The 11,638-nt window shown below is 34.5% G+C and carries 10 protein-coding genes and 2 pseudogenes; 7 read left to right on the top strand and 5 right to left on the bottom strand.

Features of this window, described 5'->3' with window-relative positions; translation table 11 throughout:
• Positions 1 to 170 precede the first annotated feature (170 nt).
• From CM54_RS08755 to isaB (CM54_RS08765), 3 genes are all read right to left on the bottom strand, one after another.
• Positions 171 to 1,409: an ArgE/DapE family deacylase gene (locus CM54_RS08755; RefSeq protein ID WP_030062674.1), complete on the bottom strand. Its 1,239-nt coding sequence runs from the start codon at positions 1,407 to 1,409 to the stop codon at positions 171 to 173.
• Positions 1,410 to 1,852: 443 nt separating this feature from the next.
• Positions 1,853 to 2,374, bottom strand: a complete 522-nt coding sequence (isaB, locus tag CM54_RS08760; protein ID WP_037550674.1) for an immunodominant staphylococcal antigen IsaB family protein — start codon at positions 2,372 to 2,374, stop codon at positions 1,853 to 1,855.
• A 62-nt stretch (positions 2,375 to 2,436) separates the two neighbouring features.
• Positions 2,437 to 2,979 (bottom strand): immunodominant staphylococcal antigen IsaB family protein, encoded by a 543-nt coding sequence (isaB, locus tag CM54_RS08765; protein WP_023351002.1) that lies wholly within the window; start codon positions 2,977 to 2,979, stop codon positions 2,437 to 2,439.
• A 267-nt stretch (positions 2,980 to 3,246) separates the two neighbouring features.
• Here isaB (CM54_RS08765) and CM54_RS08770 point away from each other — a divergent pair, with 267 nt between their 5' ends.
• A complete protein-coding gene (locus tag CM54_RS08770) occupies positions 3,247 to 3,807 on the top strand; it encodes a hypothetical protein (RefSeq protein ID WP_030062675.1) in 561 nt (186 codons plus the stop codon).
• Between the two features lie 51 nt (positions 3,808 to 3,858).
• Here CM54_RS08770 and CM54_RS08775 read toward each other — a convergent pair whose 3' ends face one another.
• A complete protein-coding gene (locus CM54_RS08775) occupies positions 3,859 to 4,638 on the bottom strand; it encodes a (S)-acetoin forming diacetyl reductase (RefSeq protein WP_030062676.1) in 780 nt (259 codons plus the stop codon).
• A 167-nt stretch (positions 4,639 to 4,805) separates the two neighbouring features.
• On the opposite strand from CM54_RS08775, the gene CM54_RS08780 reads away from it, so the two are divergent.
• The 3 genes and pseudogenes from CM54_RS08780 to CM54_RS12935 all read left to right on the top strand — a co-directional run.
• Entirely contained in the window at positions 4,806 to 5,165 is a 360-nt protein-coding gene (locus CM54_RS08780) for a hypothetical protein (protein ID WP_030062677.1), read from the top strand.
• 162 nt (positions 5,166 to 5,327) lie between these two features.
• A complete protein-coding gene (locus CM54_RS12605) occupies positions 5,328 to 5,426 on the top strand; it encodes a type I toxin-antitoxin system Fst family toxin (RefSeq protein ID WP_121909925.1) in 99 nt (32 codons plus the stop codon).
• 115 nt (positions 5,427 to 5,541) lie between these two features.
• A pseudogene (locus CM54_RS12935) lies at positions 5,542 to 5,628 on the top strand (recombinase family protein); the annotation flags it as partial.
• 42 nt (positions 5,629 to 5,670) lie between these two features.
• Here CM54_RS12935 and CM54_RS08785 read toward each other — a convergent pair.
• Positions 5,671 to 6,390, bottom strand: a pseudogene (locus CM54_RS08785) (MFS transporter); the annotation flags it as partial.
• Positions 6,391 to 6,738: 348 nt separating this feature from the next.
• On the opposite strand from CM54_RS08785, the gene CM54_RS08790 reads away from it, so the two are divergent.
• The 3 genes from CM54_RS08790 to manA all read left to right on the top strand — a co-directional run bounded on the left by CM54_RS08790 (position 6,739) and on the right by manA (position 11,621).
• Entirely contained in the window at positions 6,739 to 8,616 is a 1,878-nt protein-coding gene (locus CM54_RS08790) for a BglG family transcription antiterminator (protein ID WP_030062679.1), read from the top strand.
• Positions 8,617 to 8,695: 79 nt separating this feature from the next.
• The gene (locus tag CM54_RS08795) at positions 8,696 to 10,672 is read left to right on the top strand and encodes a fructose-specific PTS transporter subunit EIIC (protein ID WP_037550676.1); all 1,977 of its coding nucleotides are present in this window, start codon (positions 8,696 to 8,698) and stop codon (positions 10,670 to 10,672) included.
• A 13-nt stretch (positions 10,673 to 10,685) separates the two neighbouring features.
• On the top strand, positions 10,686 to 11,621 hold the full coding sequence (gene manA / locus CM54_RS08800) for a mannose-6-phosphate isomerase, class I (RefSeq protein ID WP_030062681.1): 936 nt from the start codon (positions 10,686 to 10,688) through the stop codon (positions 11,619 to 11,621).
• Positions 11,622 to 11,638 lie beyond the last annotated feature (17 nt).

Genomic DNA, 11,638 nt, shown 5'->3' on the forward strand with positions numbered 1-11,638 from the left:
TATTCCCTAATTTATATATAATTATCATATTTCATCTTTATATATAAAAATTAGACCCTTACAAATAAAAGCCTATGAATTCACTAAAAATATCCATTCAATCAAAAATGCACAAAAAAGCCCACCTCACTTTTTCTAGCGAGATGGGCTTTCACCTTATCAATTAATACTTAAAATTCATCAGTAAATGACGTTAAGAAATCGATATAATAATCAACAAAATCAAGATAATTTTGTTTTTCAACACATTCGTCAACTTGATGAGGTCTAATACCAGGGCCGAACATTAAGAATGGGAAGTGCTCATCCTTACCACGAAGTAAGTTAGACGCATCTGTAACCGCAACAGTCGGCGTAATAATTAAACCTTCCTCATTAGGGAAATGTGCTTGTGCTTTCTCATGGCCAAGTTCTACCAATCTATTTTTACCAGTTGTTACAACAGGCGCTAAATCAAGATAGATTTCTTGAGATAAACTTGAACCATTTTCGTTAGCTTGTTTTAAATATTTATTAAATAATTCTTTAACTTTGTCATTATTATATTCTGGTATAGTACGCACGTTAAATTCAGCAGTCGCACTATCCGGTACAGAATTGACTTGTGAACCACCGTTAAAGATACTATTTGTCATGACTAAACCTTCAATTAAATCTTTAGCCTGTTCTTTAGTGACATTTTCAGGTAATTGACCTGCTAACTTATTCACCATATTACTGTAGTCTAAAGACTCACCTTTAACAGTTTGCGTAAGTTCTTCATATTCTTTATCAATATTTTGAATAAATTCGAGTAGTGGTTTAATCGCATTTTCACCTAAGAATGGCATTGAACTATGTGAAGATCTACCTTTAGAAGTGATTCGGAAATCCATAGAACCTTTATGCGCATAGACTAAACTTGGATAAGACGGTTCAGCGATAAGTAACGCGTCTAAATCGTCTGCATAGCCTTTTTCATATAATTGTGAAGAACCTGCTTGTTCCATTTCTTCACCAACAGTCGCCATAAATTTAATTGTACCTTTATTTAACTGGTTACTTTCTTTAATTTCGATTAACGCAATGGCTAATGCTGCTAAACCTGATTTCATATCAGCAGCACCGCGTCCATACAAGTAACCATTATCTTCAGTCAATTCAAATGGATCGTAAGTCCAGTCATCATGATTTCCTTCAGCGACCACGTCCATGTGACCTGAAATACCGATGACAGGTTGACCTGAACCAACAGTGGCAATTAAATTGGCACGTCCTTCTGAAACTTCATCTAATTCTGATTCAATTCCATACTTGTCGAACCACTTTTGTAAGTATTTCGCTACTTCCAATTCATTGTCGTTCACTGTTTTGATTGCGACGATATCCGATAGAATTTTGACTCTCTCTTCATTTGTTAATACACTCATGAATGATTACCACCTTTCCATGACTTCTATACCCACTCACTTTGAAAATTAATTTTCCGACAGAAAGTGAACTTTATCAAATTTTAATATTTCATTGATACAACTTAAATTACGTATAAGGAAAATTAAAATTCTTAAGCGCTGGTGCACTTTAATAAGGGGGAGGATATCATCATCATTGACCTTTATCAGTGTCTCTCTATTCATCATATCAGTTTTCCCTACTCTAATTTTATAGATTTGAATAAATATTTCTCCACTAAATAAAAAAGAGTGGCACAGAAATATAATTTGTCAAAATTAATTTCTTTGTACCACTCCGGCAAGGATGACTAAGATTGAAAGAAGCTTAGCATAAGTGCACTTTCAATTCAGATATCTACTGCCAATATGTTAATTAAGGTTGAGACAATTATCTATGTTACAGCCTCCACCTATAAATCTTATTTACTTGGTGTAGAAAGTGAGTAGCCAATCGTCACTGCTACGACACGACTATTATCTACTACAAACAATACACCTAAACCTTTACCTGAAGGTGTATAACAAAAAATACCGCCATCCTTGTTTTTATTATGACTTTTCTTAATTAAATCTTTGCCATAAGCTTTTTTCAGCTGATTTAAGGTTAAATCTTTAGTCACAGTAAATTGGACTTGTTTAGCCTTAATCCCATCATTTGCGACACCTTCGAAATGTTGATCATACTTATCGACCATTTTAGTACCAGTCGAATGTTTCAATTTAATTCCATTAAATGTCACATTATTACTCTTAACGGCTTTAATAAATTGCTCTTTAATTAAGAATGATCCATTTCCTTTAACGTAACCTTGATACGTATAGTAATGTGAGTTTGTAGCTTGAGCAATGCCATTAACTGGTGAAGCCGTAGAAACACCCACTCCTACTAATGTTCCCATTGCGATAGTTGATGCTACAAATACTTTAGTTAGTTTTCTCATGATAAGCTATCTCTTTTCTAAATTTAATGTTGCTTGTTCATTACGTATTAATAAATGATTAGCTAGAATTTTTCTCCAGTCACACCTAGTGTTCCGATTGTAATTTTAGTTACTTTATTATTCTTAGTAGTAAATGATATACCATAGTGTTTATTTCCTGGGCTATAAGCATACGTTTTAGTGCCTTTGTGCTTGTTAGGTAAAGCTCTCAAACCTTTACCATAAGCTTCTTTAAGTTGTTTCACAGATAGATGACTTGTAACTTTAAACTCTACGCTACCTGCTCTCGTTTTCTTAGTATTAACTCCACTAAAGCTTTGGTCATATTTCTTAACCGTGCCTTTATATTTGTTCACATGATTTTTACCAGTTGTGTAAGGAATTTTAATTCCATTCATTCTAAAAGTGTCATACTTTAACGAATTAATAAATAGTTGGTTTAAAACAAATGAGGCATGATTACCAGCATATCCTGTAAATGAGTAGTAAGGTGCTGTTGCTGCATGGGCTTGATTCACTGGTGGCGTATCTGTTGAAAGGCCAACTCCAAATACTGTTCCGGCTGCTAACATTGACGATAAGATTACTTTTGTAGTTCTGTTCATAAATGGATCTCTCCTCTGTTTTTATTGGAATCGCTATTTATGTACAACAAAGATGGGATATTACGATTCAATTACAATATTACAATACGATTACATAAAGTGCAAATTTTTCTTTAATGTTTTTTATTACATTCTTGTGATTTTTTATATTTTCAAAAATAATTGGTATGATATATGTAACTTATTATTTCAAAATAGTTCTACTTATGACCCGAAAACGATTATAATAGAATACAGAAAAATTTAATAAGGACGGAGGACAACCATTTGAAAAAGATATTAGCAAGCATCGTAGTGATCCTTCTTGTCGCTGCATTAAGCTTCTCAATTTATGCAGCAATGACGCATGAAAGCAAATCTTCTAATACAGACTCAAATAAAGACAATCAAAAAACTGAAGAGAAACATAAGAAGAAAAATAAATCTAATCAAGACAGCGATCAATATAATGGAAATAATAACGCTAACCAAAGCCAAGAAAATGCGCAATCAGAACCAGCATCTGGCACATATAACGGAAACTCTAATATCAATCATTCCAACAACACAACTAAGCAACCTAGCAATAATCAGTATCAAAACGATAAACAACAAACCAAAACAAACGAAACTAAAGATAAACCATCTAAGAACAACTACAAACCAAGCACGCAAAATAACACGAGCAATAATAACTACAATAACCATTCACAACAAAATAGTCAGAACTCTACACAACCATCAACATCAGAGAAACCTAACAACCAGCAATCTAGCTCACAAAACTCTGAAAACAAACCAAGTAACCAACAAAACAATAACAACAGCACACAAAATAAACACGAGTAATAAAAAAACGTTTATGCAAACAGATGTATGCATAAACGTTTTTATTTTTTATTAATGGAATCTCATACCACCATCAACAATGATAGTTTGTCCTGTAATATAGTCTGAATCACTACTTGCTAAGAAGCTGACAACGTTAGCCACATCTTCCGGTTTTGAAAGACGTTTTAAAGTGATTTGATCAGTGAACTGTTTCCAACCCCACTCTTCGGGTTGATTGTTCTCTTTAGCTAATTTTATTGCAATACCTTCCATCATTGGTGTTTCAACAATACCAGGTGCATACGCATTAACTGTAATACCTTTATCAGCTAAATCACGAGCAGCAACTTGTGTTAAACCTCTAACAGCAAATTTAGTACTACTATATAAAGATAATCCCGCATTACCCTCTACACCAGCTTGAGAAGTAGCATTAATAATTTTACCGCCATGACCTAACTTATTAAATTGTTCTAATGCAGCTTGTATTCCCCAGAATACGCCACCTAGATTGACTCCAATAACTTGATCAAATTGTTCAGGTGTCACTGTATCAATTGGCGTCATTGGACCTAAACCTGCATTGTTAACTAATACATTAAACTCTCCAAAGTGCTCGACCACTTTTCTTAATACTGAAAAGACTTCATCACGATTTGAGACATCAGCTTTAAAGGCAATTGCCTCTTGTTCATTTGTAGTTAAAGATGACGCAGCATTTTTAGCACCTTCTTCATTGTAATCAACTATGGCTAAATTAAATCCATCTTTAAATAAACGTTCAGCAATTTTCAAACCAATACCTTGAGCCGCTCCAGTAACAACAGCTACTTTTTTAGAATTACTCATCCAAATCACTCCTATAGATAATATATTCAATTATTATATTATCACTAAGATATAAGAATGATTTGTAGAGATTGTGAATACTTATTTAAATTTTATATCTTATTTGGCAATTACATATACTTATGAGTTATCATAAATTATAAATAATTTTAAAAAGGTGTTTAACGTTGAAAAAGTTAATTTATATCGCTCTTGTAATTATAGTAGTAGCCATTTGTTATATGATTCTAAATTTCTTATTTTTTGATAAATGGGTTATGTATTCCAGTGAAAAACAATTAAATACCTCTATTAAAAATAAAGATACTAAAAACTTAAAAGAAATTGCTAAAGATAATAAAACTTATCAATTTCTAAAAAGCCAAGATAAAGTTTCTATTAATGGACAATCAGATAATCAAGGTAGCGGTCATATAGGTTATTATCAAGTGAATATTAATGACAAACTAGCTACTCTAACTGTTAAAATTAAGTATGCATTACTACCAGAAAAACCAAAAATAAAATCAGTAGAATTAAATGACTAACTAACAAAAAGACTCTAATACATATCAAATTGTACTAGAGTCTTTTTAGTTAACATAAATGACTTATCGGAAGTTAACTCTCATCGTATATTCGGGGATGATATAATATATAGGTCGCCTATCCCTCAGGCGTCAATTTGACGTAGAGAGGAGGTGTATAGAGTGATGCTTATTTTCGTTCACATCATAGCACCAGTCATCAGTGGCTGTGCCATTGCGTTTTTTACTCATTGGCTAAGTAAACGCAATAAAAATAGGTGACATATAGCCACACCAACAAAAATCCCCTCACTACTCGCAATAGTGGGGGATTGGTGTATAAGTGAATACTTATTTTCGTTACCTAAATTATAACACTGGTGAGTGAAGAAATGCAAAAAGTGTGTATAAAGGACGTCCTATATTATACTCACCTAATGCGAAAAATCCTCAAAAACGTATTGTCTATCATAGAGTTGTAGAGAAGACTATTTTTTAATTCCCATACTACAAACAAACTAAATAGTATGATAAAAGTTATTAAATTCCCATAAACGAGTAAACTTTTAATAGAATTATGAGACCATGCAGTTAGACTGATTAATAAACAAAATATAGATAGAAATAACAATATATTTCCTCGCAAATCTAGGTGAATAGATGTACTTCTATTTTCTTTAATATTTCTCTTCAATATTAAACAGCCAACTAACCCTACTACGATAAAGGGAATATTCATCCAAAATATCCATCTCCAACTTCCTAAAGAGAGTAAACTCCCTCCTACACTAGGTCCTAAAACTGGTCCTATTCCTAAAAGTATACTTAGCGTTCCTAGGGCCGATCCTTGTCTATCTTCAGGAATACTAGTTGTAATAATAGCAGTGGCAGTGCCTTGCAACATTGCTGCTCCGATGCCTTGCAAACCTCGAAATGTGATCAATTGGATAATATTACTTGAAAAACCACATAAAATTGAAGCTATTAAAAACACAATAAGCCCGATACTATAGATATTTATTCGACTAAATTTGTCACTCAATCTTCCAAATATGATAATCGTTCCCGTCAATAATAAAGTATATAAAGTGACACTCCATGTTATCAATGATGTATCAACATTAAATGATTTCGATAAAGTAGGTAATGCAACGTTAATAATCCCACTATCTAAGGTAGATAAAAACATTCCTATGCCTGCGGTAAAAACAACTAAATAATCAAAATATTTAGAAGAAATGTTCAACTATAATACCTCCTCATCTAACTAATTTACTCATACCCATATAACATTTTGCTTAACAATATAATGAAGAAACTGTTATTTGAGCAAGTCAATTAAAATTAATGTTTGATGGGAGTAGTTGTTGAGTCAATTGTTCTAATGTAATGATTTAAATTTGGAAGTTCGTTGTCTTGAATATCGGAGACTTGGAGTCTATTAATTGTTTGATTACAATGATCGATAATTTCGTACTTAATTCTTCAAAGTTGATTATCATACCTACTTGCCTATCTCCTCGCTAACAAGTAAACTTTGATTGTGGAGTAAGCGTTTTCCTAATCAAACTTTGTGGGAGAAGTGAGATGGACTATGATAAACAGACAGATTAAACTCATTCAACTCTTAATCAATAACGCTCAAACGTACATTAGCGGGAATGAAGTTTCGGCTTATTTAAATGTGTCTAATCGCACAGTTAGGAATGATATTAAAGTTATTAATTCTACATTCATTGATAATCTTATAGTGAGTGTTAAATCTAGAGGCTATCAATTAAATTTAGATGCATATTCTATTAGTTTTATTGAGGGACAATTAAATGACAGTATTCTTAAAGAGAGAAAGTTATTAATTACGATTGCTTATAAATTATTGATGGATCATCATACATATACTTTGAGTGAGCTTGCATCACATTTTCATCTATCAAAGGCAGATGTACTCGATTGTGTCACACGTATCCAAACTTGGTGTGAAAAATTTGATGTCACCATCACTTTGAAAAGGAAACAAGGCATCATTATCGATGCTAGTGGTTCGGATTTAAGTAATGCGGTTCTTCATCTGAATCAACTCTCTTCGAATGAAATTAAAGTGGAAGATTTGATTCTGCAAGAATTACCACAGGGACATATTCAGCGTATTCATCATATTATTAAGAAACATATTCAAGCTTCCGAGCTTCAAACGTCAGATAATCAAGTGCGACAATTACTTGTGCATTTAATCTTAATTATTAAGCGCTCTAACTCTGAGGAGTTAGATTGGGAGTCGAATCCAACTTCTCTAGCCATAGCACGACAGTGTATTAAAGATATTAATCAACAACTAGGTTACCAGCTAACTGATGAAACGAGTCAATTGTTTTCATTCTTCATTAGTTATCATTTCAATCAATTTGATTTAAGCTTCCAACAACTCTTTATTCAAAGTTATATTCAACGGTTAATACAATTGATGGAAACGAATGTAGATATTCCTTTTTCTAAAGATTCAATTCTAAAAGAAAATATTTATACGCACTTTAGTCGTACCTACTTACGATTAATGCGCAATGTTTACCTCAACAATCCGCTGACATCTGAAATCAAACAACTCTATCCTTTTATCTTTAACACGCTTTACGATGTAATTCATCAGTTATCTAAAGACACTGACATACAACTTAGCGAAGATGAAATTGCCTTTTTGACGATTCATTTTCAATCATCAATTGAACGACAAATGCACTCGACCATTAACGTCGTCATTGTGTGCTATTACGGCTTAGGGGTTTCAACTTTATTAGCTGAAAGAATTAAGAAATTAAGTCCTTCAATATCAATTGTTGATACATTGAAACTTGAAGATGTTGAGACATATGACTTTGCGCAAGTGGATTTACTCATCACAACGCATGATATCGACTTAAGTCACAAACGTTCATCACACCTTCCGAAAGTGATTCAGGTGTCGCCATTATTTTCGAAAGATGATGAACGCCAAGTTGAACATGTAATTAAAACGTTTAAAAACCCAACGTTACAAAGAGATGCCCTGTCACCAATAGAATTTGTGGTTGAGTCCGACATCGAACAAGATGAACCTTCCATTGCACTCTCAATCTTTAAGAGAACTCAAGAGATTCTAGAAGAACATCAAACGACTTTAGACGGTTACATTGAATCTGCGATGGAACGCGAACGTCAGTCTTCAACTTTCATAGGCAATGGTATGGCGATTCCTCACGGTAATCCTGAGAAGGTGCTGAAATCTCATGTGATTGTCTATAAATTCAAGCACCCCATTCCTTGGAAACAACATGATGTGAAGTTAGTATTCTTCCTAGCGATTGCGAAGAAGGATGCGCAAATGATGAAAAATATGATTCAGTCACTAGCCCAACTTGATGAACATACGGTTGATCAGTGGTGTATGATGGAGAACCATGACTTTAAAAATAAGTTAATCGCTCAAATTCGAGAATAATTGCCACTAATAACGGCAATTATTCTTTTTTATATAGCATTGAATACGCTTACACTTTAAATAAAGGAGAGTGAAAGCGATGAAAATACTTGCTATAACATCATGTCCGAACGGTATCGCTCATACATATATGGCTCAAGAAAAGTTAGAACAAGCTGCTAAAGAAATGGGCGTAGATATCAAAGTAGAAACACAAGGCGGTGTAGGTGCTGAAAACATTTTAACTGCCAAAGAAATTAAAGAAGCAGACGGCATCATTATCGCTGCTGATAGACAAGTTGATCTTTCACGTTTTAATGGTAAACGCCTCATTAATGAGAACGTGCGTGAAGGTATCCATCATCCAAAACAATTAATTCAACGTATCATTGATCAAGACGCCCGTATCTATCATGGAAATGATTCAGAAACTCACAGCCACAATTCTGAAGAAGATAATGAACATAAAAGTGGCATGCAAATGGTCTATCAACACTTAATGAATGGTGTCTCTTTCATGGTGCCATTCATCGTTGTAGGTGGATTGCTGATGGCCATTGCTTTAACTATAGGTGGCGAAGCGACTTCTAAAGGCCTCGTCATTCCAGAGCATTCATTCTGGAAATCAATTGAAAATATTGGAAGCTTATCTTTTAAATTTATGGTTCCAATTCTAGCCGGTTATATTGCCGTAAGTATTGCTGATAAACCCGGACTTGTTCCAGGTATGATTGGTGGAGCTATCGCTGCTGACGGAAGTCTCTATGGCAGTACTGCAGGTGCTGGTTTCTTAGGTGGTATTGTTGCCGGTTTCTTAGCTGGTTATATCGCTAAATGGATTAAGCAAATTAAAGTTCCTAAAGCGATGGCACCGATTATGCCAATTATTATCATACCTATTATTTCTTCACTTATCGTAGGACTGATATTTATCTTTGTCATCGGTGCTCCGATTTCAAGTATCTTTGCTGCATTGACGACATGGTTAAAAGGTATGCAAGGCGCAAACATTATTATTCTAGCGTTGATTATCGGCGCTATGATTGCCTTCGATATGGGTGGTCCGATTAACAAAGTTGCCTTTCTCTTCGGTTCTGCATTAATTGCTGAAGGTAACTATGCAGTGATGGGAATGGTTGCTGTAGCAGTATGTACGCCTCCAATCGGTTTAGGCTTAGCCACATTTATTCAAAAACGTAAGTTTAATAAAGCTGAACAAGAAATGGGTAAAGCCTCATTTACAATGGGTCTCTTCGGTATCACTGAAGGTGCGATACCTTTCGCTGCCCAAGACCCACTTAGAACGATTCCAGCTAATATGATTGGTGCTATGGTAGCATCTGTCATCGCCGCGCTGGGAGGTGTTGGAGATAGAGTTGCCCACGGTGGTCCAGTTGTAGCAGTACTTGGCGGTATTGATAAGGTCCTTTGGTTCTTTATCGCTGTCATTATCGGTAGTTTAGTCACAATGATGACGGTTTTAATTTTCAAGAGACATACACCTGTGAATGAAGTGAATTCACACGAGACTGACCCTACCCTTGAAAATGATTCTACATCAGCAAACGATACAACAACACAAAGTAATGTAGCAACGACTGCTCCACAAAGTGAGCCTACAAATGAAAGTAAAGAACATGAAGTATTTGCCGAGAATATTATTGAAATATCAAATACTGAACTTACGCGTGACAATGCGATTGATACGCTTATTTCTAAATTAAATGAACATCACTATATCTCTAATGTTGAAGAAGTTAAAGAAGCTATTCTTAAGCGAGAAGCAGAGTCAACTACTGCCATTGGTATGAATGTGGCGATTCCTCATGCGAAATCAAGTGCAGTCAATCAACCTGCCGTAGCTGTTATGCAAAATAGAAAAGGCATTCAGTGGGAAAGCCTTGATGGTTCATTACCGCAATTGGTCTTCCTTATCGCTGTGCCAAATGACAGTAATGATACGCATTTAAGATTATTGCAACGCTTATCAAAAGCTTTAATGCATGATGATACAAGAGACAACCTCGTGCATGCTCAAGATAAAAATGAAATCTACAACATTTTAAAAGAGATATAAAGGAGTGTAAGATATGGTATTGTTTCTTAAGCCTGTATTTCAAGAGCGCATTTGGGGTGGCAATGCTTTAACTCAGTTTGGTTACGATATTCCAAGTGATCAAACTGGCGAATGTTGGGCTATTTCAGCACATCAGAACGGACCTAATGTCATTGAAAATGGCAAACATCAAGGTAAGACGTTAGATGAGGTATGGGAAGAAGATCGTGCGTTATTCGATAACGATTCTAGAACACACTTCCCGCTTCTAACTAAAATTCTAGACGCTCATGATCAACTTTCAGTACAGGTTCATCCTAATGATGACTATGCACTTAAACATGAAGGTGAATATGGTAAGACAGAGTGTTGGTATATTCTTGATGCAGAACCTGGCTCAGAAATCATCTATGGTGTAGAAGCACAAACAAAAGAAGAATTAGAACAACTCATTGATAATAAAGACTTCGACCATTTATTTACTCATGTTCCAGTTCAACCTGGCGACTTCTATTATGTTCCTGCTGGTACAGTACATGCGATAGGTTCAGGCATCCTCATCTTAGAGACACAGCAATCTTCTGATACCACATATCGTATTTATGATTACGATAGAAAAGATAAAAATGGCAACACACGTGAATTACATTTAGAACAAAGTAAAGAGGTTATCGATATTTCTAATCGACAGCCGAATACTTCTCCACATACTAAAGAGATTGATGGTAACACTTATACGCAATTTGTGTCGAATACGTTCTTCACAGTAGAGAAATGGGATGTTTCTGAACATCTAACTTTAACGAAACCTCATCCGTATTGCTTAGTATCAGTCATTGAAGGTGATGGTCAATTAACAGTTGATGACGAAACATTCACTGTTCAAAAAGGTACGCATTTTATTTTAACAACAGAAGATAAAGCAATTCAGTTTAATGGACACATGGATCTAATTATAAGCCATCCTTAAATAAGCATTGCTTATAA

The organism is Staphylococcus sp. TE8 (assembly GCF_000692055.1).
Classification (GTDB): domain Bacteria; phylum Bacillota; class Bacilli; order Staphylococcales; family Staphylococcaceae; genus Staphylococcus; species Staphylococcus capitis.

Coding starts and splice junctions, on each gene's coding strand:
- CM54_RS08755 (WP_030062674.1), bottom strand. CDS start 1,409: ATGAGTGTATTAACAAATGAAGAGAGAGTCAAAATTCTATCGGATATC.
- isaB (WP_037550674.1), bottom strand. CDS start 2,374: ATGAGAAAACTAACTAAAGTATTTGTAGCATCAACTATCGCAATGGGA.
- isaB (WP_023351002.1), bottom strand. CDS start 2,979: ATGAACAGAACTACAAAAGTAATCTTATCGTCAATGTTAGCAGCCGGA.
- CM54_RS08775 (WP_030062676.1), bottom strand. CDS start 4,638: ATGAGTAATTCTAAAAAAGTAGCTGTTGTTACTGGAGCGGCTCAAGGT.
- CM54_RS08790 (WP_030062679.1), top strand. CDS start 6,739: ATGATAAACAGACAGATTAAACTCATTCAACTCTTAATCAATAACGCT.
- CM54_RS08795 (WP_037550676.1), top strand. CDS start 8,696: ATGAAAATACTTGCTATAACATCATGTCCGAACGGTATCGCTCATACA.
- manA (WP_030062681.1), top strand. CDS start 10,686: ATGGTATTGTTTCTTAAGCCTGTATTTCAAGAGCGCATTTGGGGTGGC.